Origin of the sequence: Brucella pituitosa, assembly GCF_965577835.1 — a bacterium.
GTDB classification, from domain to species: Bacteria; Pseudomonadota; Alphaproteobacteria; order Rhizobiales; family Rhizobiaceae; genus Brucella; species Brucella pituitosa.
The window spans coordinates 268,102-292,211 of record NZ_OZ264093.1; the positions used below are offsets into that span (position 1 = coordinate 268,102).

Genomic DNA, 24,110 nt, shown 5'->3' on the forward strand with positions numbered 1-24,110 from the left:
TGTATGGCAGCAGCTAACGTCCGACCCTGATGCTTAAAACGAATGGAGCGCGGCGATTTTCTCCCCCGGACCAAAAAAATCAGGAAAAAATACAATTCTCAAATTGATGATATGACAGTCAGCCAAGGCGATATCTGGCGGACCTTACCGCCATAGGGTTCGACAACAGCTTCAAGTGCGGAAACAGGATTTTTGAGATCAAAAACGCCACTGATCCTCTGCGCCCCAAAGCCCGGTTGAGCGAGAAGCACACGCCCCTGCTGCCAGCGCGCAATACGTGCCACAACAGAGGCTATCGTATCGCGTTCGGCAACGATAATGCCCTGACGCCAGGCCGCGATTTGCGATGTATCGCGATTGCCGCGTTCAAAATCATGGTTTCCTTCATTGAAAGTGAGCCAGTCACCCTCGCCAAGCGGTGTCAGCGTATCGTGCGCACCGGTTGGCCGGACCGCAACAAGCCCATGATCCACGGACACTGTGAGATAGCCCGCATCACTGCTGACATCAAAGGCAGTTCCCAAAGCGGTCGCAACGAGATTTCCGGTTTCGACCCTGAAAGGGCGATCTGGATCGGGCTTCACGTCGAAAAACGCCATACCTGCAAGCAGCTCGACATGACGAGCGTTTGTATAGAACTTCAAGCGAATGGCGCTATCAGGGCCAAGGGTTACTTTGCTGCCATCTGAGAGTGAGACATCCTGCAATTGAGCGGAAGCGGTCATGTAATCGGCTTGCGCTTGCAAAATAAGCTGTGGTCCGAAAAGCGCTCCACTGGCGACAACGGCAAGCCCTGCCGCCCCGCCAGTCAAAATCGAGCGCCGCGTCATCTTCGGACGAACCGCACGGCGCTGAGCCTGCATGACCTTGCCAGCCATGCCGTAAATCTCCATTGCCTCACGCCAAGCTGTTTCATGCTCAGGACTGCGTGCACGCCAGCGACTGACAAGATCATGCGCGACCGGATTGTCGGGGTCATCCTGAATGCGGATGACAAGATCCAGAGCTTCCTCGAACAGCTTTTCGCTTTTCGATAGTTTGTCATCCATTCAGCGTCTATCCTCGTAATTCAGCCGTTTCACACAGCCGAACAGCTTCTCATAAAGCAGGTCTTATTGATTATAACGAATGAAGGGCGAGAATTTTCTCCCTCATAAGCCGGAAGAAACCTCCAGCAAACGTGCTCTTAAATGCACATAGCCGCGTTTGATAAGCGTCCATGTCCGCGACACGGAAAGCCCCAATTCACGCGCCACCTCGGCAATCGTCTTTTCTTCGAGACGATGAAGCTCGAAAGCCCGACGTGTCTGTTCAGGCAGCTCAAGCAGCGCTTTTTCGATAATCATAAGACGCTGCCTGTCATAGACGATTGTTTCTGGCGTCGGTGTTGCATCGGCAACGCGACCCCATTCCTCATCGGGCATATCAACATATTCGACAATACGTTCACGGCGATAAAGGTCGATGGACAGATTTCGCGCGATCTGGTGGAGATAGGCACGAGGATTGTTATCTTTGTCCGATGACCCGGATGACGTTGCAGACATAACCCGGACGAAAGTGTCCTGCGTCAGATCCGCGGCCGTTTCTGCATTATGTCCTCTACGCCGGAAAAAGCGGTTCAATTCCCGCGCATGGTTCTGGAAAAGGCGTTGCAGATTCCACATTAGAGCGCATCCCGAAAAGTGTGAAACGGTTTTCGGAAAAGATGCGCGTTAAAACAAATAGTTAGAGCGCCGATCTGTTTCAATCAGATCGAAACGCGCTCTAATCGAAACTCATTCGAAACGCGCAAATTTCTCGGCATCGGTCCGGCATGGGCCGATTACAAAACCCACTGGCAGGCCTGTTGCGGCAGTGTTCACCCTTACTGTTATATATGATTAAAATAGTCAACTTAATATTGCTATATTCCTGCCCGTAAGCGTTCAGGCAGCCGGGGGGAGCCCCCAGGCAGGCACTGGACGACCAAAGTGCCAACCTTGCCCCACCGCCTCTGGATGCAGTGCAAGAACGTAAGCCGCCTGCTCCTGCGTTTCCACGCCTTCAACGATCAGCTTAAGCTCCATTCGCCGCGCTATGTTGCAAATGTTCTCAACAATCTCGGCGCTGACTGCTTCGGTTCCGATGGCCTGCGTGAACATGCGGTCGATTTTAATGCCACTGATCGGCAGCTTTGCAAGATAGGCAAGGTTGGAATAACCGGTCCCGAAATCATCAATGAAGAACTCGTAGCCCCGTGCCCGAAATGATTTCATGCTCTCAATGAGGCGCTCATGATGGGCGGTCGAGCGCTCGGTGATTTCCAGCACGATTTGTCGTGACGAAAGACCGTGTTTTTTGACCTCTTCATCCAGGAACTCAAGCGTGTTCGGATCAATCACATCATCCACCGACAAATTCAGGCTGAGATAAAAGTCCCCGCTTTTCTGCAGTCGCATCTGCATGTCGTCCAGCGCTTTGCGCACAACGATACGCGTAATGTCTTTGATGACGCCGTGTTCCTCTGCAATCATAATGAACACATCGGGCGCGATCGGGTCTCCGTGATCATCCGACAAACGTGCCAGCACCTCCGCACCATTCACGTGCCCGTCACGCAATCGCACCAATGGCTGATAGACGACGCTTACCCGCCCTTCCGCGATAGACCGCTTAACCTGTTGAGGAAGCGAGGAATGACCGCGCCGCCACTGGACGGCTGCCACGCCTAACCCGCTGCCCGCGAGGCCACCAAAAGCAACAAGTGCCAGTAAAACACCTGGCGCCTGTTGCAATATGCTGACGCCTGTGAGCGCTGCTATCACACATATATCAAGATCATTGGAGCAGCTTGACGCAAGTCGATGTGAGCGCAAATCATACCAGGCGAGTTTTTCTGGCCGCTGCGTCGTTAACTGGCTCGCATCACCAAATGTCCTATAGATATATTGGCCATCCTGACTGATGACATGCGCACTCAGATTGGATTGCGGGCGTTCGTATAAGGCAAAGGCGACCGGCGATGTGAAGACCACAGCTGTGCCATGCATGACCATATCGACCGCAGTCAGGTGGCTACCTATGCCTACGACCTGCCCCCATAAACGATGACCACCGTCCACTTCCCTGTCTGCAGTGGGTAGTTCAGCAGGTGGAGACAATCGTCCCCAAAGCGCAGTGCAGACGATATGATTGTTCAACACTCGTCCGATATCGCGCAAGTAGTGTGCTTTGAATGTGAGAAGGCGCAACTCTTTCAGATTGTCATCGGAGCACAAGGTTTGGCTCGTATCATTCACAACACTCAGAGTATCACGGCCAGATTTCGCAACATTCACTGAGTGGGACAAAAGATTGTCCCGATAGTCGTTAAGCCGGATATATGAAAGCCGGACAAGTTCCATCTGTCCTAAGAGAATGGTTATTGCGACGCCGATACACGCGACGAATGCAACAAACCACCGATCCCCGTTGGTACGCAGCTTTATCATTAGGATGAATGTCCCCAAGCAGCAAATCAACGCTCCCCGTTGTTTTAGCAAAGCTACACAAGTCCTGGTGCGAAGCCAATGCATAAGGCATCTAATTTATCAAGAAAATCAAACCAATCGGCAAACCTGTCCTACGAATAATATCGGCCTATTCTCGGGATTTCAGTTTAAATCCACGCCTGAGGTTGACGTTGCATATCCGGACCGTAGATTAACTGACCATGACAAATATTGTGATTGATCAAGATTATCTGCTCGAAAAACTAGGCGCCCTGCTGGCAATTCCAAGTCCAACGGGCTTTACAGATGAAGCAGTGCACTATGTTGCACGCGAACTGGAGAGGCTCGGTCTCGAGGTGATGCTGACACGGCGCGGTGCTATCCGTGCCCGCCGCAGCGGCGATTCCCGCAAACCAGCACGCGGCATCGTTTCCCATCTCGATACGCTTGGCGCACAGGTCAAATATCTCAAATCGAACGGGCGGCTGGAGCTTGTTTCAATCGGCAACTGGTCAGCACGTTTTGCCGAAGGTGCGCGCGTTTCGATCTTCTCATCCAAAGGCACTTATCGCGGTTCGATCCTGCCGCTGAAAGCCTCCGGCCATACTTTCAATGAAGAGGTGGATACGCTTCCCGTTGGCTGGACTTATATCGAGTTGCGCGTCGACGCTCTGGCCCGCAACAAGGAAGATCTGATCGAACTGGGCATCGATGTTGGCGATATCGTTGCCATCGATCCAATGCCGGAATTCATCGATAACGGTTTCATCGTTTCCAGACATCTGGATGACAAGGCAGGGGTTGCCATCATGCTGGCTTCTCTTGAAGCCATGCAACGCCTCAAAATCAAAACACCGGTCGATACATACTGGCTTTTCACTATCGGCGAGGAGGTCGGCGTCGGCGCTTCTGCTGTTGTGGTGCCAGACATAGCCTCACTCGTGGCTATCGACAATGGCACCACCGCACCCGGCCAGAATTCGTCTGAATTTGGCGTAACCCTCGCCATGGCTGACCAGACCGGCCCCTTCGATTATCACCTGACCAAGAAGCTTTACGAGCTTTGCGGTGAGCATGAAATACCCGTTCAAAAAGACGTTTTCCGCTATTACCGCTCTGATGCAGCCTCAGCCGTGGAAGCTGGTCACGATGTTCGCACGGCACTTCTCACATTCGGTGTCGATGCCTCGCACGGCTATGAGCGTATTCATTTGAGTGCTCTCACATCCATTGCAAAGCTCACTGTTCACTATGCAATGAGCGACGTTGAGATCAAGCGAGACGCCGAGGAAACAGCCAGGGGCATCAAGGGTTTTACGCATCAGAAGTCGACAACCGCCGAACAGGATCTGAAGCCGGAAGACACGCCGACGGAATAGCCGAAAACGGCACCGGCAATTTGAAGGCGGGTTCATCCCGCCTTTATTTCATTCAAATTAATTATGATAATTTATTGATATAGTGAATTTCTCCCTATAAATTAAAGTCTGACAGATTTGGCCTAAACGAAAGGAACCGCTGATGAAGAGGTTATTTCGCGCCGTTTTGACAGCGGCCACTCTGGTTCTGGGTTCAGCGACATTTCACGCTGGCGCGCAGACACCGCCCGATGTTCTGATTGTCGGGCAGATTGCCGAACCGCAATCGCTTGACCCGCACACGGTCACGGCAACCAATGATTTCCGCATCCTTGTGAACATCTATGACGGTCTGGTCCGCTATAAGGATGGCACGCTGGAAATCGAACCGGCACTCGCTGAAAGCTGGACCATTTCGGATGACGGCAAGACCTATACATTCAAGCTGAGACAGGGCGTGAAGTTCCATGACGGTTCGGATTTCAACGCGGAAGCGGTCAAATTCAATTTCGAGCGGATGCTGAACAAGAATCATCCGTTCTATAATACCGGCCCGTTCCCCCTCTCCTTCAACTTTGAATCCATTGAAAGCGTCAATGCGGTCGATGCAAACACCGTCGAGTTCAAACTGAAAGAGCCGTTCGCGCCCTTCCTGTCAAACCTCGCCTATCCCACCGGCCTCATCGTTTCGCCAGCCGCCGTCGAACAGTATGGCGCTGAATTTGGTCGCCATCCGTCGGGCACCGGCCCATTCAAATTTGCCGAATGGCAGTCTGGCCAGCGCGTGGTGGTCGAGCGCAATCCCGACTATTGGGATAAGGCTCCGACCTTGAACGCGATTGTTTTCCGTCCCATCACCGACGCCAATACCCGCGTTGCTGAAATGATGGCAGGTGGCATCGACATCATGGTCGAGGTGCCACCGGATAATCTCGCAACCTTCAAGCAGGATGCAAATTTCGCTGTCGCAGAACAGGCGGGACCGCATGTCTGGTTCAGCATTCTCAACACCAAAAGCGGACCGTTCGCCGACAAGAAAGTCCGTCAGGCTGCAAATTATGCAGTCAACAAACAGGGTCTGGTCGATAATGTCCTGCAAGGTTCGGCTACTGTCGCGGCCGGTCCCGTGCCACCTGCATTCAACTGGGTTGATGATAAAACCGAGCCTTATCCTTACGATCCGGAAAAAGCCAAGGCGCTGTTAAAGGAAGCAGGCGCCACCAATCCTGAACTCACTTTCTATGTGACAGAAGGTGGCTCGGGGATGCTTGACCCGATCAATATGGGCGCAGCTATTCAGGCTGATCTTCAGGCCGTCGGCTTCAAGGTGAAGATTGAAACCTACGAGTGGAACACCTTTCTTGGTCGTGTGAATTCCGGCCTCGATGGCAAGGCAGACATGGCTGAAATGGCGTGGATGACCAATGATCCAGACACAGTTCCATATCTCACGCTTCGCACCGAAGCCCTGCCGGACAAGGGCGGCTTTAACTCAGGCTATTATTCCAATCCGAAAGTCGATGAATTGCTGACCAAGGCGCGCACATCGACCGATCAGGCAGAGCGCGGCAAGCTCTACGGCGAGATTCAATCTATCGTTCACGACGATGCGCCATGGCTCTTCGTGGCCAACTGGAAGCAGAATGCTGTCACAACAGCGGCGGTTCAGGGCTTCAAACTGCAGCCGTCATTCCTGCTGCATCTCAAAGATGTGACCAAGCAATAAAACATTGCGCCAGCATTAAAACCGCTGGCGCGGTTCTGCCAAAACGAAGCGAGGGAGGGCCAATGCCAGCCTATATCTTCAAGCGGCTCATCGCGGTCGTTCCCGTACTTTTCGGGCTGTCCATCATCGTTTTTCTGGTGATGGCATCAATTCCCGGCGATACCGCCACAGCGCTGCTCGGCTCTTATGCGACGCCGGAAAATGTCGAGCGTATCAATCGCGATCTCGGCCTCGACAAGCCACTGGTCCAGCAATATTTCATCTGGATCGGCAATCTGTTGCAGGGCGATTTCGGCCGCTCCTTCGTGCTCAATCGCCCCGTTCTCGATGAGGTGCTGGAACGCTTTCAGGCCACGCTCATTCTGGCAGGCGTTGCACTCGTACTTTGCTCTATCTTCGGACTTTTCGCAGGTATTGTCTCAGCCGTGCGCCAGTTCGGCTGGGCGGACCGCACGATCACATTCATTGTATTGGCTGGCATTTCGATCCCGTCATTCTGGCTTGGCCTTCTGCTGATTTATCTCTTCGCCGTTCATTGGCGTATCCTTCCGGCATCGGGCATGTATGCGGTCTATGGCGGCGGTGATCTCAAAGACCTGATCTGGCATCTGATCCTGCCTGCATCGACACTTGCAGTGGTTGCAGCTGGCGTAATTGCCCGGCTGACGCGCGGCGCAATGCTTGAAGTGCTGCGTCAGGATTATATCCGCACCGCGCGCGCCAAAGGGCTCAATGAGCGTCGCGTGACTTACGGCCACGCCTTCCGTGCAGCCCTTGTCAGTGTCATTCCCGTCATCGGCATTCAGGCAGGCTTTGTGCTGGGCGGTGCGGTCTATATCGAGACCGTGTTTCAATGGCCCGGCATCGGCGCCATGCTTGTAAAGGCAATTTCGACCCGCGACATCCTGCTTGTGCAGGGCGGTGTGCTGATCGTAGCAGCCAGCTATGTGCTGTTCAATCTGCTTGCCGATGTCCTTCAGACCATGCTTGATCCGAGGATACGCACATGAGTGCCGTTTCGGAAACCTACACCCCAGCCACTCTTGCACGCCTGTCGTCATGGCGTCTGCTGATGAGCAATCGTCTGGCAGCTTTTGGCTTTTTCCTGCTCGCGCTCATCTGCGTGCTGATAATACTCGTGCCAATTCTGCCATTGCCAAACCCGGATGCGACAGCACCCGCAAACCGGCTACAACCGGTCTTCTCTGCAGGTCATCTGCTGGGCACCGACCAGCTTGGACGCGATATTCTGAGCCGCCTTCTCTGGGGCGCACGCGTCTCGGTCGCGGTTGGCTTTGCAGCCACGCTGATTGCCGCCGTGATCGGCTCGGCTATCGGTGTCGTCGCAGGCTATGCGGGCGGGCGCACCGACAACCTTATGATGCGCAGCATCGATATGCTGATGGCCTTCCCCTATATCCTGCTGGCTCTTGCAATCGTGGCCGCGCTCGGACCGGGATTGATGAATGCGCTTTATGCAATTGCCGTGGTCAATATCCCGTTCTTTGCACGTAATGTGCGCGGCACAACACTCGGCCTTGCCAATCGCGAATTTGTCGATGCCGCCCGGCTTTCCGGTAAAGGGCACATTTCAATCCTGCTTACCGAAGTGTTGCCCAATGTGTTGCCGGTTATCGTCATCACCATGTCGACAACGGCAGGCTGGATGATCCTTGAAACGGCAGGCCTCAGCTTTCTGGGTCTTGGCGCGCAGCCGCCACAGGCTGATCTTGGCTCGATGCTCGGCGAAGGCCGCGCGCAGATGTTCACGGCACCGCATGTTTCCATCGTGCCGGGCCTGATGATCTTTCTGATTGTCATCAGCCTCAATGTGCTGGGCGACGGCATCCGCGATGTGCTTGACCCCCGTTTGCGCTCCGGTGCTCTTGCCCGCCCCGGCTCTGTAACGGCAGTCGCCAAAAACAGAACCACCCCTAAAACCAAGACGCTGGATGCAGCCTTGGCCGTTGAGACACTTGAGACAGGCTTCGTCAACAATGGCAGCTACACGCCTGCGGTGAGTAATGTTTCGTTGCATCTCAATCGCGGCGAATGTCTTGGCCTGATTGGTGAAAGCGGCTCAGGCAAAAGCGTGACTGCGCTTTCCATCATGGGGCTGGTCGCCTCCCCGCCCGGCTTGATCCGCAGCGGCGCTATCTATCTGGACGGTAAAGACGTGCTCGACATGACGGAAACCGAACTGACCGCCACGCGCGGCAGCAAGGTCGCCTATGTATTTCAGGACCCGCTGACCACGCTGCACCCGATGTACTCAATCGGCAAACAGGTGGAAGAGGCAATCGCTGCGCATAAGTCGATCAGCGCATCCGAACGCCGGGCAGAAGCCATCGCCTTGCTGGAAAAAGTGGGTATTCCGGATGCAAAGGAGCGTGCAGATCATTACCCGCACCAGCTTTCCGGTGGTCAGCGTCAGCGTGTCGGCATCGCCATGGCACTTGCAAATGATCCCGACATCATCATCGCAGATGAGCCGACCACTGCACTTGATGTGACCGTACAGGCGCGCATTCTTGAGCTGTTACGCGATCTCCAGCGCGAACGCGGCATGGCGCTTTTGTTCATCACCCATGACTTCGGCGTCGTTTCCGAAATCTGCGATCGCGTTGCCGTCATGAAAGACGGGGTGATCGTCGAGACCGGGACCGCCAGAGAGGTGCTCGCCAATCCGCAACACAGCTATACCAAGCGGCTGATTGCCTGCGTGCCAGAACTTGGCCACGGCAAAGATTTCTATGAGCGCGTGGCAAAGCTGTTCAGCCGCAAACAGACGGAGGCCGCCACATGAGCCAGGCTGCAATCAGCGTCCATAATCTGAGCAAAACTTTTGGTGGCGGGCGCACGTTTTTCGGTAAACAGCGCCATGCTGTTGAAGCGGTCAAGTCCGTGTCGCTCAATCTCGCGCGCGGTGAAACACTGGCAATCGTAGGCGAAAGCGGCTCGGGAAAAAGCACTCTGGCGCGAATGCTGGTTGGGCTGACAGAGCCGAGCGAGGGCACGATGAAAATCGCCGGACAGGATGCCAGCGCGCTTCGCCGCTCTGGTCCGCGGGCTTTTGGCAAAGTAGTCCAGTATGTGTTTCAGGACCCTGTGGCCTCGCTCAACCCGCGCAAGACCATCCGGCAGATATTGGAAACACCACTGAAGCTGCTTGGTCAACATGATCGTAACCAGCGCCAGAAGCGCATGGAAGAACTGCTCGATGCCGTGCAGATGCCAAAAGATACCCTGCTGCGCTATCCGCATGAGTTTTCCGGCGGGCAGGCCCAGCGCATCGCCATTGCCCGCACACTTGCGGCAGATGCCGAAATCATCGTGCTGGATGAGCCGGTGAGCGCGCTTGATGTCTCTGTTCAGGCGCAAGTGCTGCTGCTGCTTGATGAACTCAAACAGCAGTTCGGCCTGTCCTATCTCTTTATCAGCCATGATCTTGCGGTGGTGGAAGCCATCAGCGACCGCGTCGCCGTCATGTATTATGGGGAAATCGTCGAGGAAGCCACAGCGGAGGCTCTTTTTGCCAAGCCGCAACATGCCTATACACGTCAGCTGATAGACAGCGCACCGCGTATGAAAAGAGAGTAGGCATGGCCCGGAACAGCCGCAGCAAATCGGAAACTGCATCGCTGACCAAATCAAAGCGACGGCCTGAGGTCATTGCGGACCGTATCAAGGACGTTATCCAGACGGATCATCTCAAACCCGGCGACCGGCTGCCGCAAGAAAAAGACCTGATCGACCAGTTCAAAGCCGCCAAGGGCACCGTGCGCGAGGCGATGAAGGCACTTGAAACCCAAGGCTTGCTATTCACGCGCACCGGCCCCGGTGGCGGCGTCTTCGTAGCCGAACCATCCGCGCAACATGCAATGGAAATGCTCGGCAATTATTTCTTCTTCGACCAGCCGGGTCTTCAGGAAATCTATTCCATCCGCAAGCTGCTTGAGCCGGAAGTCGCGGCCTCCCTTGCGGGCAAACTGAGCCAGGACGATCTGGAGAAGTTAGACAATACGATGCGGTTTTATGATCGCCCACCGACCAATCTGGACGACCAGTTTCAGCAACGCGTGGCAGAGCTGGACTTTCATACACAGCTCGCGCAACTCTGCCCAAACCGGCTCTTGGGCTTCATGTGCGGCCTCACACATAATCTGCTGCGCAATATGCCGGTCGCCCGCTCAATTTATGCCGATCCGACGCCTGCAACGCGTGAAGAAGGTCTGCTCTTTCAGCATCGGCTTTTAACCGCTTTGATGGAGAATAGATCCGAAGATGCGCGCAAAATCGCGCTGGAACATATGATTTCTGCCGAAAAATATATGATTTCCAAGGAAAATGAGCTGAAAAAGGCTGCAACCACATAAAAATCAGAAATTTCGGAACCATCCCGGCGCGCATGCATTAGCCAATATGCAGGCCGCCGCCAGAACTCACGCGACGGCCTTGCTTGTTGTGAATGACAATGGAGGTTTCGACCCTTTTTATGTGTGGAATTTGCGGAGAAGTCAGGTTCGATGGCGGTATGCCATCGGTTACGGCAATCTCGAAAATGGCAGATATTCTTGCCCCCAGAGGGCCAGACGCGTCTGGCATCGTTGTGCGTGGTAATGTCGGCTTCGGACACCGGCGATTGAGAATTCTCGATCTATCTGAAAAATCCCAGCAGCCCATGATCGACGCCGATCTGGGTATCAGCGTTGTCTTCAACGGCTGTATTTACAATTTCCGCGAATTACGCGCTGAGCTCGAAGCCAAAGGCTACCGCTTCTTTTCCGATGGTGACACCGAAGTCATCATCAAGGCTTGGCACGCCTGGGGCGAGGAATGCGTTTCCCGCTTTTATGGCATGTTCGCTTTTGCCATCCATGAGCGCGATACAGGCAGACTGATTTTTGCCCGCGACCGTTTTGGCATCAAGCCGCTTTATCTGGCAGAGGTTAGTGGCGCGCTGCGTTTTGCCTCGTCTTTGCCTGCGCTGGTAAAGGCTGGCGGTGTCGATACATCAATCGACCGCGCAGCATTGCATAATTATATGAGCTTTCATGCTGTGGTTCCGCCGCCGCGCACCATTTACAATGGCGTGCGGAAGCTGCCCGCTGCCACCATTCGTGTCTATCAGGCCAATGGCGAGTTTCGTGATCGCATCTATTGGCAGCCGCCGCATAGCCGTCTGGCTGGTGACAGCGTATTGAGCCGTGAAGACTGGCAGGAGCAGCTGCTCGACATGCTGCGCGTTGCCGTCAAACGCCGCATGATCTCCGACGTTCCGGTTGGCGTTCTGCTGTCGGGCGGCGTCGATTCAAGCCTCATCGTCGGTCTTTTGGCAGAAGCCGGCCAGACCGGCCTTATGAGTTTTTCGGTCGGGTTTGAAGAAGCCAATGGCGAAAAGGGCGACGAATTCGTCTATTCCGACCTGATTGCCAAGCATTTCGGCACCGACCATCACAAGATTTTCGTGCCCTCATCCGATCTGATGGATGCACTTCCCGGCACAATTGCCGCCATGTCGGAACCAATGGTTTCCTATGACAATGTCGGCTTTTATCTGCTGTCGAAGGAAGTTTCCAAGCATATCAAGGTCGTGCAATCCGGTCAGGGTGCCGACGAGGTCTTTGCCGGTTATCACTGGTATCCGCCGTTGGTCGATTCCAACGATGTGGTCAGCGATTACGCGAAGGCTTTCTGCGACCGCTCGCATGAAGTACTGAAAACCCAGCTTTCGTCTGATTGGATGCCGGATCGCGACTATAGCCGCGAACTCATCGAAGAGCATTTGTTGCGCGACGGCGCGGATACACCCGTTGATCGCGCGCTTCGTCTCGACAGCAACATCATGCTGGTCGATGACCCTGTCAAACGCGTCGATAACATGACCATGGCCTGGGGACTGGAAGCCCGCGTGCCGTTTCTGGATCACGAACTCGTCGAGCTGGCCGCCCGTATGCCACCAGAGGAAAAGCTGCGCGATGGCGGCAAAGGTATTCTGAAGGATGTGGCGCGCAAGATCGTTCCAAGCGCTGTGATCGACCGCAAGAAGGGTTACTTCCCGGTGCCGCAGCTCAAATATATCGCTGGCCCCTATCTCGACATGTTGCGCGATGCGTTGTCATCACAGAAAGCGCGTGAACGAGGACTATTCCAGCGCGATTATCTTGATCGCCTGTTCGCAAATCCTTCCGAACACATCACACCTCTGCGCGGTTCAGAACTCTGGCAGGCCGGACTTCTGGAAATGTGGCTTCAGACTCAGGAAGCCTGAGGTGGGGAGGAATAAAATGAAAAAGACAAGTGAGGTTGAAAGGACCCGGCAGAAAGCAAGGGGCAAAAACGCTTTCTCGCACAGGCTCACGAGGTTGCGTACGCCGGAAAGCGCGGGCTTTTATCAAGAGCATTTGCATGGGGGTAATCAGGAAGAAGGTAGCTCCGCCAACCGCAATGTGGTTCTGGATTGCGGTTGGGGGCGGCTGCTTTTCGCGCAAACCTTTGAGAATAATGAAGCGATCATCGAAGCTTTGCGGGCAGAAGCCCCGGCCAGCCGCGATATCCTGTTCTATGTCAGCGATCCGCATGTGCTGCTGTCGCAGGCACCACAGGAAATCTTCCTTGATCCGTCACACACTTTTCGGCTTGAACTTTCCAACTATCGCGCCGGTGGCCGTCGCACACGCGGGATCAGCATTCGCCGTGCGGTATCCGAAATAGATGCAGACGGCATCAATGCCGTCTATGCGGCTTGCGGTATGGTGCAACTGCGTGCTGATTTCTTTTCCAGCGAGCGCGATAATCGCGCCGTCACTTATTTTGTGGCACAGGATGATGCAACAGGCGAAATTGTTGGTACAGTCACCGGCATTAATCACCAACGCCTGTTCAATGATCCTGATCAGGGCGGTTCGCTCTGGTGTCTGGCGGTGCATCCGCAGGCACGCCAGCCCGGCATTGGTGAGAAGCTGGTTCGCAAACTGGCCGAGCATTTTCAGGCGCGTGGGCTCAATCACGTCGATCTGTCGGTTCTCTATGACAATGACAATGCGATCAGGCTTTATGAAAAGCTGAAGTTTCGCCGCGTTCCGCTTTTTGCCATAAAACGCAAGAATGCAATAAACGAGAAGTTCTTCGCACTTCCAATCAGTTCCGTCGATGCACTCAACCCTTATGCGCGCATCATCGTCGATGAAGCGTTGCGGCGCGGCGTGCATGTGGACATCACCGATGCCAAGGGAGGCTTTTTCCGCCTCTCCCATGGCGGACGGTCGATCCATTGCCGCGAGAGCCTGTCTGAAATGACCTCCGGCGTCGCCATGTCGATCTGCGACGACAAGGCGGTCACACGACGCACGGTCGCCAAGGCAGGACTTGTCGTGCCTGAACAAATTCCAGCTGACGGCTCAGACGAAACGCTCGACGCTTTTCTTGAAAAACATGGAAAGCTGGTTGTGAAACCTGCCCGTGGTGAACAAGGGCGCGGCATTTCCGTTGGCATTTCAACGATGAAAGACCTGCGGGCAGCGATCAGGCAGGCGCGCGAGGTCTGCGATAATGTTCTGCTCGAAGCCTGTTTCGAGGGCGAAGATCTGCGGCTGGTGATTATCGATTACAAGCTGGTTGCAGCCGCCGTGCGCAGACCTCCACGCGTGATTGGCGATGGAAAATCGACCATACGTAAGCTTATCGAAACGCAGTCTCGTCGCCGCCTTGCCGCCACGGGTGGCGAGAGCCGTATTCCGATAGATGCTGAAACCAAGCGTTGTCTTGAGCAGCAAGGTCTGATACTTGATGATGTACTTGCAGACAGACGCGAAATTACCGTTCGTAAAGCGGCTAACCTTCACACCGGCGGCACGATTCACGATGTGACGGCGACCGTGGACAAAACATTGGTAGATGCTGCATGCAAGGCAGCGCGCGCAATTGAAATTCCGGTAGTCGGCATCGATTTCATGGTGAAGTCACCCGAGACACCGGAATATGTGTTCATTGAAGCCAATGAGCGGCCTGGCTTGGCCAATCATGAACCGCAGCCCACAGCTGCGCGTTTTGTTGAATGTTTGTTTCCGCAATTGGGAACCAACATTCCATAACAAAAGTTTGTTTGTACTGAAAATGCCATTCACATTCCGGTAGCACAAACGTGACATCGGATTGTCGCGGATTTGGTCTATATTGCGACCTTCGCCCAAGATTCATCATTCGTGGAGCAAAATATATGCTGGCAGAAGCCAAAGTAGAACAGCTGGGTATTACGATCGATGTGTATCAGCGAGAAGCACGCCACTGGATTGCATCGGGTGTATTTGATGGAAAGCATATTGTTGTAGAAAATGCGACGCAGGGAACTGCAGTCAGTGCGTGGAGAGACTGCGCCCTGGCACTTTCGAACCAGACGGCCTAATCACTTATCTTCAAATTACTGAGCTAAATTATTGCGCGGCTTCTGTGATGATGGGTATCACAGGGGTCTTTTTCTCAAGCGTCATGGTCTTGAGATTACCTGAAAAAAGAATGCCGGTGATCGGCAGAACTGGTTCCGCAGGCAGCGCTTCATGATGGGTGCTGTCTTTCGGAACATGCAGCTTGTGTTCGGTTCCGTCTTCAGCACCCGACATGACAAGCGACACATTCCCGCGTGCTTCCAAAAGTTTCGCTCCATACAGAAACTCAAAGCTCAGCATTGAAACGAGGAATTTATAGGTTCCATCGCGCACGCCACCCTTCATCATGGCGGCGCGATGCACCTCCCCGCCCATCGCCACATCAAGCGGTGGAATGCGGGGGTCGCAGACATAGCCAAGCGCCAGCAGTTGTCCGTTATCAACCTCAAAATGCATTCTGTCTGAACCGAGATCAAGCGCCGAGATCGAGAATCGGCGATTGCTGTATTGGACCGGCACGCGCCCCAGCCGCTTGCAAAGCTGCTCGCCGCTCAAGGCACGCGCATTGGCGAAATGGTCCGGATCGATGGCGAATGGCAGCGCCTTCGGACGATGCGGAACAGACAAGGCCGGTTCGAGAACATCTGCAATCAAGTTCGCAACGATGGTTGTCGAAACTGGGCGCGCATAATGGCCCTGATCGAGATAGAAAGCCGGATTGCTTACGACATCACGGCCATATTGCTGCATCAGCATTCGCGAGACATCGGCTGAGATCGTTCCATACCATTGCGAAATGTAATTGATGCCTGCATCAATCGAGGGAACGGAATTCAGAAATGAGCCATTGCGTGCGCCGAACACGAGCGTTGCGACCCGCAGGTTTGGATTGCGTTCAAGCGCGTAACGAATGATCCCTTCGTAAAACCGCGCCCAATGACGGAATGGACGCCGTTCATCGCCATAAACGAAGGCATCATTGATCGCATATTCGATCAGCAACAGTTCACAATCTTCGAGCTGCTCAAACTGCTTGAGCTGATAAAGCCCGAGCGCGCTTGTTGTACCACCGACGGCCAGATCGGCCACGATATCCAGTTCCGCCCCGCGTTTTGCCATCGTCGACAGAAGCGTCGGCAGATAGCCGGGCAGCATGACGGTGTTTGAACCACCGATGATTACAGTCTTGAGTTTCATTTCGTCACCGTTGCAGCTTTACCGGCTGGCGTCAGCGAACCGCAACGCCACACACCGTAAGTGCTTGCATCCCAATCAAAATAATAAGCGGCTGCTATCTGGCCGCTGTCCATCATCTGCCGAAAACGGTCGCGTGCCTTCTCGACCAGTTGTTCACGATTATTGTCATTGGCCGGACAGGCTTTTGAGGTATTTGCGAAGCCCCATTCGGTGATCCAGCAAGGCTTGCCATCTGCTCCACCGCAGAAAGAAAGTGCGCTGCTGATATGCTTCGCGCGCGCAGCCCGCGTGCCGCTGCTGCCGGGATAGATGTGAATGCCGTAGCCATCAGCAGCGTCATTAAGACCATACTTCTTGAGGAGGTCGGTAAAGACGGCGGGGTCAACAGTGTCTATTCCGCGCCGGTCGGCATCAATGAAGGGGATATCGGACAAGCCCGCAGATACGACCTTTGCCTTGGTGCTGTGCCTGGTTTTCGCCAACTCTGTCCGAACAATACGCAGAAGTTCGACGTATTTCTCTGCACCTTTTTCGACCAGAGGAAGCTCCTCCATCTCGCTTAAAGAGCGGGCAGTCTTCATCTTTTCCTTGGGCAGAATGGCAAGATCGCCATTATAAGCACCCCAATTGATCTCATTACCGGGTTCAACGGCGACCAGCGGCACCCCCAGTGCATCGATCTTCTGCAAGGCATCGCCTATTGCCTGCTGAAAGCGCTCGGGAGATGTGTCGGAAAGCCGATACATATCCCAGATGCGCCCGCGACCGGAACGAGGCTTCGTTCCTTCGGGATAAAAATCCGCATTGTTGAGCGAAATTTCGAGCAGGATCGCGAGACCTTTTTCATGGGCAAGACGCACGGCATCTATACTCTGATCAACCGGTCGTGTGAGTGACAGCCGAACCGCCACCACACCGTTTTCGACCATCTGATCGAAGATTTTCTCGCGCTCTGCCGGCTTGAGCCAGGCCATGTTGACCCTGTTGACGCCAAAGCGCGTATCCGCAAGGGCACCAATGGGGGCGATGGCAAGCAGGGCAGCGCCAAGCAAGGCTGCGACTGCCTGTTTCCCACTCCCGATGCTCTTGCGCGTTTCCATCATCGGATACCGATATCCTTCAGCGCGCCGTTAAAATTGGCTTCACATTCCGAATAGCGATTGATGGCTGCGGGCACATCGATCTTGGAAAGGAAGTCGCGCAGATAGGCTTTTTTCTGCGGCTCGCGGTTCCAGACGCTCGCATCGATATGCGGAAAGCCGACAAAGCCCAACATTTCGCGCATACGGTCATCGACCGCGATCATCAGCCCCGGAACACCCGATTGCATTCCGATGATCGTGCCGTGGAAGCGGCGGCTCAGACCGAAATCCTGACTGGAAATCCAGCTGCGCCATTTGTGCGTATCAAAGAACACCAGCAGCTCGTTCTTGCGCTGCCATTTTTCCATGTGCTTGTAATCGACCGGTGCCGTGATGCGGCTTGCGGCCTGATCATAGGCTTCGGAATGATCTTCACCCGCCATGTTCATGTTGTAGACGATCACCTCGTCCTGAATGACATAGCTTGCAACACTATCTTTTTCGAGCAGCGCGTGGGCGTCGACAATCGTATCTGCAACGCTGCCGAGATAACCGCCAAACGAGATCTTCTGCGCGTCTGCAAGGCTTGGATCGGCAAGGCGGCTTAGCGAGAGCTTCATCTGATCAGGTGCATAGTAAAGCGACGGGCAGCCCGTCGGGCGGACATATTTCATGCCCGCATCTTTCAGGAACTCTTCGGTGAAATGTCCGCGCGTGAGAAAGAAGCTTTCCTTGCGGCGCAGAATTTCGAGGAACCGGCGCGTGCCTTCCGGCAACTCCGCCTTCAGATTTTCCTTCTTCTGAATTCCGATGCCCATGACCACAATCGGCATATTCAGCTTTTCAAAGACGAAGGATTCCGTCGTTGCCGCATAGCCGGGCCGCAGAAGATTGGCTGAGGCAAACAGGCAAAGATCAAAGCTTTCGTTGAGCTTCGCATAGGTATCCGGTGAATTGAGGCTGTTGGCCAGATGCCAGAACGGGACATAGGTTACATCATGGCCGCGCACGGCATTGGCAGCACCTTCACCAATGAGGTAATTGCCCGTATTGGCAATCTTCTTGACCTGATCGATCACATCCTTCTTCGTACGGATGGGCTCGAAATAGGGGCGATGTTTTACGCTCGCCCCGGACACACTTTCGACTGTCCGCATCAAATAGGACGGGATGCCGGTGATCATTATGCGCATGGTGATCCATCTTCGCTGGAGTTAAAGCATGTCTCCCAAAAGTGGGAACGGTTTTGGGAGACATGCGAACAAATAAATTCTGAAGCCTGCTTCAGAACGGCTGTCAGATATGGGAGTTATCCAACGCCAATCTCTGAAAGCACGCTTCGGAAATTGCGTTCGCGTGCGGAATATTTCTCGATCACGTCAGGAATGTTCATTGCCGCGATATGATCGCTGACGAAGGCCCGGCGATCATTGGCAGCGTTGAGATCGCGCGCATCGATTTTTGGAAGGCCTGAGAAATTCAGCATCTCACGCATACGATCATCAACCGCGACCATCAGGCTTGGAACACCTGCCTGCATCGAGATGATATTGCCGTGGAAGCGACGACCAAACGAGAAGTCCATCGTCGAACACCAGGCGCGCCATTGATTGGTATCAAGGAAGGCGTGAACACCGATCTTCTTCTTAAGATCACCTGATCCCTTATAAGTGAGTGGACCAACCAGTTCGCCGGTTGTGGAATCGTAAGCGCGGCCGTTTGCGTCCTCTTCGATCTGCATGTCAAAGTGCAGAAGCTCATCCTGAATGACGTAGGCTGAACGCCCGTCGTCAGCACTCAGCGCGTTCATATCGCCAATTGTTTCAAGCTCCGCACCCATATAGCCGGTGAAAACGGTACGGCCCTCGCCCACCTTCACATCCGGCAAACGACTGATGGCCTTGCGCATGTTGTCCGGGCGGAAATAAAGCGACGGACAGCCGACAGGACGGACATAGGAAAAGCCTTGATCGCGAAGATATCCGGCTGCATTTTCTCCGCGCGTGAGGAAATAATGCTCGCGGGATTTAAGCACTTCCAAAAGCTTCTTTGTACCCTCAGGCAGACCGTCTTCTCCTTCGATGTCAGGGCGGTTCTGGATGCCGATACCGAGCATCACGACGGGCATATCAAGCTTGGACAGAACAAGCGCTTCCGCATCCGCAGACAAGCCCTTGCGCAAGAGATTGGCGCAGGTGAAGACGCAGATATCGAATTCCTTGTTGATCTCCTCCATGCCGGTGCCGTTGTTGACACAATTATACAGGTGCCAGAAGGGAACATGCTTCGCCGATGGCAGAAGGGCTGTCATCGCACCCTCGCCGATCAGATAATTTCCAGTATTGCTGATGTTTTTCAGCTCCTGAATAAACTTATCCTTTGGCTCCGAGTTCGGCTGCTTTTCGGAATAGTAAATTTGCGCCTTGTCCGCGCGCTGAATAAAACGCGTCAGATAGCTTGGAATACCGGTGACAAGAATACGTGGGCTCTTGCTCATGAGGCGGCCTTTCTGAATTTCAATTAAATGCACTTAGGCAACTGCGCGACCTGGGAGGATGGCGACAGAGCGTGCATCATTGGGTGTCTCCGGCTGGGAGGGCCGGGATTGCGGGTAAACCGGGCTGATTTCATTGGCCCAGTCCGTGAATTCGGAAAATGCGGAAGACCATGTGCGATGCGCTGCCGAAGCGAGTGCACCCTCCGCAGTTCGCTTCAAAGCCTCACGGTCCTGCGCAAGGATGGTCAGGATGCGGGTCATATCGGCCACGATCTGCGCATCATTGCCATTGCGTATGAGAATACCGTCGCGACCATGATTGATGAGTTCATCGACAGCACCCACCGCAGTTGCAACCGGCACACAGCCGAGTTGTTGCGCTTCAGCGATCATCAAAGGCGCGCCTTCCCATCGCGACGGCATCAAGAGAACATCAGCCCATGCGAGATGGTTCGCGATGTCTCTGCCGTCGAAAACCGGTGGTGAAACCTTCACACCTGCATCCTTGAGACGTGTCATCCATGAGGCACTTGGATCGTCAGAGAGAATTTCGCCACCGATGGCCTGCGCCTCAAACGGGATGCCTTGTTCTTTCAGCTTCACAATCGCATCATGCAGACGGTCGATACCTTTCTGGCGATCAAGGCGACCCATATAGAGCATGCGTATCGGCTTACCCTTGCGCTCTTCCTTGCGCGCCGATGTGACTTGCGCACGCAGCTTCGCATCAATGGAGAAGCTTGCACCATTGGGCACCGAAAACACCTTCTCGAACGGCACACCAAAGCTGTGCAGATAGATTTTGAGCTGGTCCGAACAGGTGAGAAAAGCGTCATAGGCGTGTTCAAAGGCAATCGCCGCATAGGGTTGCCCTGCCTGACGGCGGAAAACCGTTTCGTCCACCACATGAAGATAACAGGCAGTTCTTGTGCCTTCGGAGCGAAGCTTGCCCATCAGAGGATGCGCTGCCATCACGTGATTGTTCACCACCAGATCAAAGCCTGAAAGCTGGCCGCGCAGAATGCCCCAATCAAGCGGATGATCGTCTGTGATAAAATCCTGTCCCAAAAAGCGATTGGTATCGCCCCATGCCGGAATGCCATCTTTCCAGAAATGCAGGTAGTCGAAGGACTGGTCGAACTCGTCCAACACATCCATGCGTTCATTGCCGAGCACAAAAAGGTGGGTTTCAAAACCCTGGTTCTTCAACTCGCGACCGGCGGCATAGGCGACCTTTTCGGCCCCCCCGAAGGAAGCGTTCGGCACCAGAACGGCTGCTGTCTTTTTCCTTGCTGCATTATGCGCAAGCGGCAGCACCGGCCCGCCGCCAAGTTCGTTGCGCAGCACCTGATACATTTCACAAAGAGCGGGCAGACGACGTGGGCGCCATGTCCAGCGCATGGCTGCACTTTGCTTGAGCGGGCTTGTGGCAATCGACGTCACCAGATTGAGCATCGATTGTTCAGGCCGTGACAAAGCTCTGCGTTGACGCACGCGTGGAAACGGGAACCGCACCTTCATGCGCGCGGATGTCGGCCACAATTGCTGCGTGCCGAGCGAGGCAAACCAGCTCAAAGCATCGTTTTCGATAATCTCGCGCATGAGCCGCGTTGAAACAAAAATCAGATCGGCAGGTGCCTGCCGCGCACCTGATGGCATGATTTCTGTATCGATGCGCCGCTCGTCCTCGACATTGATTAGTTCGACGAAAACGATATTGGCCTCCTCGGCCAGTTTCTCCAGTCGCGATAAAATATTTGGCAGCAATCGCGAGCGCGCCAGAAGCTTCAAGGTCTCCGTGTTCGAGGAGGCCAGAAACGGTGGGAAGTGAAAATTGTCTGGTTCGGAAACACTGCCCCAGAAGGCGCGAATTGCGTCATCAAACTTGAGATCACTCGTACCAAGGCTGAGATCGCTGAAAAGACTGACAGTCCCTTCACCTGCGCGGATCACACCGTAGCGCGGGCATTCCTCGTGCTCAAAGCCCACGAGCGTCGGACGGCGAAACAATGCTTTGTGCCGTTTGCGCAGAAAGTTGATTGAGCCTGAACGGTCGCGATTAGCTTCCTTGAAGCGGCTCTCGGCGCGCAGACGATATTCAAATCCGGTATCGTGGCAAGGTGTCCCGACAAAGCCCGCCTCAATGGCAGAAAGCCAGAATTCCCAATCCTCGAATCCGTTTTGGCGATCATCGTCAAAGCGTACACCGCTTCTGAAAACCTCCGCCGAGATCATCGATCCGGTATCGCAGATATTGTCGGTGATGCAGTGGATCAGGCGCGAATAGCTGTCGCCATAATGCGCACGCCAGTTGACCGAGAAAGTGTCGATATTGGTGTAGACCCAGCCCGCATTCGACGCCAGAAGCTTACGATAAAGCGTATCGATGGTGTGCGGCTGCACCCGATTGTCGGCATCCACGAAATAGACCGCTTTAACATCCGGCATCTCTTCGAGAATATAGTCGACAGCACGATTGCGAGCGCCCCCCGGACCAGCATTCTCTCCGAAGATAACGTGGATATTGGGATGCGCTGCCGCATAAAGCGCGAGGCTATCAAAGACCTCGCGGCGTGGATCTCCATCCACCGAAACCACGATCTGTGTGCGGAATACCGTTTCCGATGCCAGAAGAGTTTCCAGCGCCTCAAGTGCGAGTGCCGCGTGGCCGTAAAGCGGCATTGCGACAACGATCAAATCCCTGGACCTATCGTACATTCGCAACCTCTTTGACTATTGTCTGAACAGGGCGGGCTTCAACATGTTTCACGAGACGGAAATTGAAGATTTTCAGCCAGGAGAAGTCGACAGAATCTCCTGCAGCCTTGCTCAGCACGATCAAATCCATCGTTCGATCAATCGGCTCTTCAAGCATGAAGTTGATATCAATCGGACGGTTGGGTGCCACTTCCGACCAGCCACTGAACAGGACCTGCTGGCGGCGGCGATCAAGACTGGAAATCGCGTCGATTTCCTCTTTCACATCGGAAGCAAGGTTGACCAGCAGCAGCCCCGCCACACAGGGCTGGCCTTCCGGATGATCAATGACTGCACGCGCGGAAATACGCACTGTTCCAGGTGCTACGACCCTGCGGATCGCCGCTGCGGTAATGCCCTCCTCGAGCGGATGGCAACCGATGGCATCTTCATGCTCCAGAAACCGCACAGTCGGAAAATCCGGTGTAAGTGGGGTAACGGATACATTGGCCACATTGCGCAGCAGCTCGATGGGCATGCGATAATCATCGACCTTGCGGCCATTGATGAGCGAGGTCGGCACGATTGCGTTGGGCAATGATGCTGGCCGAACGCCCGGAAGCCCCGTAAAAATACGAAGTGCCAGCGGACGCATATCAAGATCGCCATGCGGGATGCGGGCACGTGCCGCATAGCGTTCATTGGCAATCACATTGCCCAACGAGAGTTCTGGTGGCACACCGCCGGTCGCCGAAATGCGCAGACGCAGGGTACGGTGGCTACCATCGCAAGCCTTAGGCAGCGAGAAGAAATTCCATTCTGAATGTAGCGTGGCATAAGGTACGAGCCATTCGGCAATGCCCTCGCCATTTTCAAGATAGTCGAGCGTTACGATCAACTGACCGTTGCGATTGGCGGGCAGATCACGAAAATGGAGTGCAAAGCCGGAGACGGCATAGCTCGAAACCGGAAACAGCTGTTCAATTTCCGATTCGCGCAGCAACTTGGCAAAGCCCTCATCCTTCGGATCAACCAAAGGCGCATGAGAGAAAAGCTCTGTCGAAGAGTCCCAGTTGCGCGCGTGAAATGCATCTTCGATGGCCCGGTAATTCTCGAACATCGTTTCGCGCTCACGCCGCAACATGGCAAGCTCGGTATGAACTTTGCTGACATGGCTGACGAGACGATCAAGGCTGCTCTCAAGCAATTGCGAAACCAGCAAAGGAATGCTTTCCGGTGATGCCTCATCAACACGTATGACAGGCACCTCAGGAATGGTGCGCATCCGGTAGAGCTGCTGCAAGACGGAACTCAGATCTTTTGCACCTTCATCAGAGGCCGCGACAGCAACAAGGGGAAACGTGTTCGCCATCCGCAGCAACTTGCCGTCATTTTCGACAAAAGTAGTCAATGCGCCAAGAGCAGTCGATTCCAGCGCTTCACGATCACGCATCGAAGCAATGGCATAACGGCGGGCTTTCCGCGCCGAGATCGCAGGAAGTGGTGTGCTCAACATAGTCATCCATTGTGTAAGAGCCAACTTGGGAGGTTCGGCTTCTATGCACAATCAGAAAATACAGACCATGTATTGTCAACAGTAATATAACGAAGACTATATGATAATATTACGAATATTTGGAACTGGTTTAATTCAAAATTTGAAACAATATGAATGCATATTGGATATATGCCATAA

The 24,110-nt window shown here is 54.2% G+C and carries 18 protein-coding genes; 9 read left to right on the top strand and 9 right to left on the bottom strand.

Annotated elements, in window-relative coordinates; genetic code table 11:
• Positions 1 to 98: 98 nt before the first annotated feature.
• The 3 genes from ACSME1_RS12570 to ACSME1_RS12580 form a co-directional block, all read right to left on the bottom strand.
• Positions 99 to 1,049 (bottom strand): FecR family protein, encoded by a 951-nt coding sequence (locus tag ACSME1_RS12570; RefSeq protein ID WP_024896015.1) that lies wholly within the window; start codon positions 1,047 to 1,049, stop codon positions 99 to 101.
• A 102-nt stretch (positions 1,050 to 1,151) separates the two neighbouring features.
• Positions 1,152 to 1,667, bottom strand: coding sequence for an RNA polymerase sigma factor (locus ACSME1_RS12575; protein WP_024896016.1), 516 nt, complete (start codon positions 1,665 to 1,667; stop codon positions 1,152 to 1,154).
• A 261-nt stretch (positions 1,668 to 1,928) separates the two neighbouring features.
• Positions 1,929 to 3,473 (bottom strand): EAL domain-containing protein, encoded by a 1,545-nt coding sequence (locus tag ACSME1_RS12580; RefSeq protein WP_024896017.1) that lies wholly within the window; start codon positions 3,471 to 3,473, stop codon positions 1,929 to 1,931.
• A 221-nt stretch (positions 3,474 to 3,694) separates the two neighbouring features.
• Here ACSME1_RS12580 and ACSME1_RS12585 point away from each other — a divergent pair, with 221 nt between their 5' ends.
• From ACSME1_RS12585 to ACSME1_RS12625, 9 genes are all read left to right on the top strand, one after another.
• Positions 3,695 to 4,852, top strand: coding sequence for an osmoprotectant NAGGN system M42 family peptidase (locus tag ACSME1_RS12585; protein WP_105534783.1), 1,158 nt, complete (start codon positions 3,695 to 3,697; stop codon positions 4,850 to 4,852).
• Between the two features lie 142 nt (positions 4,853 to 4,994).
• On the top strand, positions 4,995 to 6,557 hold the full coding sequence (locus ACSME1_RS12590; protein ID WP_024896019.1) for an ABC transporter substrate-binding protein: 1,563 nt from the start codon (positions 4,995 to 4,997) through the stop codon (positions 6,555 to 6,557).
• 62 nt (positions 6,558 to 6,619) lie between these two features.
• Positions 6,620 to 7,567, top strand: a complete 948-nt coding sequence (locus ACSME1_RS12595) for an ABC transporter permease (protein WP_105534784.1) — start codon at positions 6,620 to 6,622, stop codon at positions 7,565 to 7,567.
• Complete coding sequence (locus ACSME1_RS12600; protein ID WP_105534785.1) at positions 7,564 to 9,363, top strand: dipeptide/oligopeptide/nickel ABC transporter permease/ATP-binding protein; 1,800 nt, start codon at positions 7,564 to 7,566, stop codon at positions 9,361 to 9,363. Before ACSME1_RS12595 ends, ACSME1_RS12600 begins: the two co-directional genes overlap by 4 nt.
• Positions 9,360 to 10,157 (top strand): ATP-binding cassette domain-containing protein, encoded by a 798-nt coding sequence (locus ACSME1_RS12605; protein ID WP_105534786.1) that lies wholly within the window; start codon positions 9,360 to 9,362, stop codon positions 10,155 to 10,157. Before ACSME1_RS12600 ends, ACSME1_RS12605 begins: the two co-directional genes overlap by 4 nt.
• Before the next feature lie 2 nt (positions 10,158 to 10,159).
• The gene (locus tag ACSME1_RS12610; protein WP_105534787.1) at positions 10,160 to 10,933 is read left to right on the top strand and encodes a FadR/GntR family transcriptional regulator; all 774 of its coding nucleotides are present in this window, start codon (positions 10,160 to 10,162) and stop codon (positions 10,931 to 10,933) included.
• Between the two features lie 119 nt (positions 10,934 to 11,052).
• Complete coding sequence (locus tag ACSME1_RS12615; RefSeq protein ID WP_105534788.1) at positions 11,053 to 12,828, top strand: N-acetylglutaminylglutamine amidotransferase; 1,776 nt, start codon at positions 11,053 to 11,055, stop codon at positions 12,826 to 12,828.
• Positions 12,829 to 12,844: 16 nt separating this feature from the next.
• Positions 12,845 to 14,650, top strand: coding sequence for an N-acetylglutaminylglutamine synthetase (gene ngg / locus ACSME1_RS12620; RefSeq protein WP_105534789.1), 1,806 nt, complete (start codon positions 12,845 to 12,847; stop codon positions 14,648 to 14,650).
• A 125-nt stretch (positions 14,651 to 14,775) separates the two neighbouring features.
• Positions 14,776 to 14,961: a hypothetical protein gene (locus tag ACSME1_RS12625; RefSeq protein ID WP_024896026.1), complete on the top strand. Its 186-nt coding sequence runs from the start codon at positions 14,776 to 14,778 to the stop codon at positions 14,959 to 14,961.
• Between the two features lie 28 nt (positions 14,962 to 14,989).
• Here ACSME1_RS12625 and ACSME1_RS12630 read toward each other — a convergent pair whose 3' ends face one another.
• From ACSME1_RS12630 to ACSME1_RS12655, 6 genes are all read right to left on the bottom strand, one after another.
• A complete protein-coding gene (locus ACSME1_RS12630) occupies positions 14,990 to 16,138 on the bottom strand; it encodes an SGNH/GDSL hydrolase family protein (RefSeq protein WP_105534790.1) in 1,149 nt (382 codons plus the stop codon).
• On the bottom strand, positions 16,135 to 17,241 hold the full coding sequence (locus tag ACSME1_RS12635) for a glycoside hydrolase (protein WP_105534791.1): 1,107 nt from the start codon (positions 17,239 to 17,241) through the stop codon (positions 16,135 to 16,137). The genes ACSME1_RS12630 and ACSME1_RS12635 overlap by 4 nt, the downstream gene beginning before the upstream one ends.
• Entirely contained in the window at positions 17,238 to 18,413 is a 1,176-nt protein-coding gene (locus tag ACSME1_RS12640) for a polysaccharide pyruvyl transferase family protein (RefSeq protein ID WP_024896029.1), read from the bottom strand. The genes ACSME1_RS12635 and ACSME1_RS12640 overlap by 4 nt, the downstream gene beginning before the upstream one ends.
• A 116-nt stretch (positions 18,414 to 18,529) precedes the next feature.
• Positions 18,530 to 19,717: a polysaccharide pyruvyl transferase family protein gene (locus ACSME1_RS12645; protein ID WP_105534792.1), complete on the bottom strand. Its 1,188-nt coding sequence runs from the start codon at positions 19,715 to 19,717 to the stop codon at positions 18,530 to 18,532.
• Positions 19,718 to 19,750: 33 nt separating this feature from the next.
• The gene (locus tag ACSME1_RS12650; RefSeq protein ID WP_105534793.1) at positions 19,751 to 22,435 is read right to left on the bottom strand and encodes a glycosyltransferase; all 2,685 of its coding nucleotides are present in this window, start codon (positions 22,433 to 22,435) and stop codon (positions 19,751 to 19,753) included.
• Positions 22,425 to 23,930, bottom strand: a complete 1,506-nt coding sequence (locus ACSME1_RS12655; protein ID WP_105534794.1) for a DUF6212 domain-containing protein — start codon at positions 23,928 to 23,930, stop codon at positions 22,425 to 22,427. Before ACSME1_RS12655 ends, ACSME1_RS12650 begins: the two co-directional genes overlap by 11 nt.
• Positions 23,931 to 24,110: the final 180 nt, after the last annotated feature.

Coding starts and splice junctions, on each gene's coding strand:
- ACSME1_RS12570 (WP_024896015.1), bottom strand. CDS start 1,049: ATGGATGACAAACTATCGAAAAGCGAAAAGCTGTTCGAGGAAGCTCTG.
- ACSME1_RS12595 (WP_105534784.1), top strand. CDS start 6,620: ATGCCAGCCTATATCTTCAAGCGGCTCATCGCGGTCGTTCCCGTACTT.
- ACSME1_RS12600 (WP_105534785.1), top strand. CDS start 7,564: ATGAGTGCCGTTTCGGAAACCTACACCCCAGCCACTCTTGCACGCCTG.
- ACSME1_RS12590 (WP_024896019.1), top strand. CDS start 4,995: ATGAAGAGGTTATTTCGCGCCGTTTTGACAGCGGCCACTCTGGTTCTG.
- ACSME1_RS12635 (WP_105534791.1), bottom strand. CDS start 17,241: ATGATGGAAACGCGCAAGAGCATCGGGAGTGGGAAACAGGCAGTCGCA.
- ACSME1_RS12655 (WP_105534794.1), bottom strand. CDS start 23,930: ATGTTGAGCACACCACTTCCTGCGATCTCGGCGCGGAAAGCCCGCCGT.
- ACSME1_RS12630 (WP_105534790.1), bottom strand. CDS start 16,138: ATGAAACTCAAGACTGTAATCATCGGTGGTTCAAACACCGTCATGCTG.
- ACSME1_RS12605 (WP_105534786.1), top strand. CDS start 9,360: ATGAGCCAGGCTGCAATCAGCGTCCATAATCTGAGCAAAACTTTTGGT.
- ACSME1_RS12640 (WP_024896029.1), bottom strand. CDS start 18,413: ATGCGCATAATGATCACCGGCATCCCGTCCTATTTGATGCGGACAGTC.
- ACSME1_RS12645 (WP_105534792.1), bottom strand. CDS start 19,717: ATGAGCAAGAGCCCACGTATTCTTGTCACCGGTATTCCAAGCTATCTG.
- ACSME1_RS12650 (WP_105534793.1), bottom strand. CDS start 22,435: ATGTACGATAGGTCCAGGGATTTGATCGTTGTCGCAATGCCGCTTTAC.
- ngg (WP_105534789.1), top strand. CDS start 12,845: ATGAAAAAGACAAGTGAGGTTGAAAGGACCCGGCAGAAAGCAAGGGGC.
- ACSME1_RS12585 (WP_105534783.1), top strand. CDS start 3,695: ATGACAAATATTGTGATTGATCAAGATTATCTGCTCGAAAAACTAGGC.
- ACSME1_RS12580 (WP_024896017.1), bottom strand. CDS start 3,473: ATGATAAAGCTGCGTACCAACGGGGATCGGTGGTTTGTTGCATTCGTC.
- ACSME1_RS12615 (WP_105534788.1), top strand. CDS start 11,053: ATGTGTGGAATTTGCGGAGAAGTCAGGTTCGATGGCGGTATGCCATCG.
- ACSME1_RS12625 (WP_024896026.1), top strand. CDS start 14,776: ATGCTGGCAGAAGCCAAAGTAGAACAGCTGGGTATTACGATCGATGTG.
- ACSME1_RS12610 (WP_105534787.1), top strand. CDS start 10,160: ATGGCCCGGAACAGCCGCAGCAAATCGGAAACTGCATCGCTGACCAAA.
- ACSME1_RS12575 (WP_024896016.1), bottom strand. CDS start 1,667: ATGTGGAATCTGCAACGCCTTTTCCAGAACCATGCGCGGGAATTGAAC.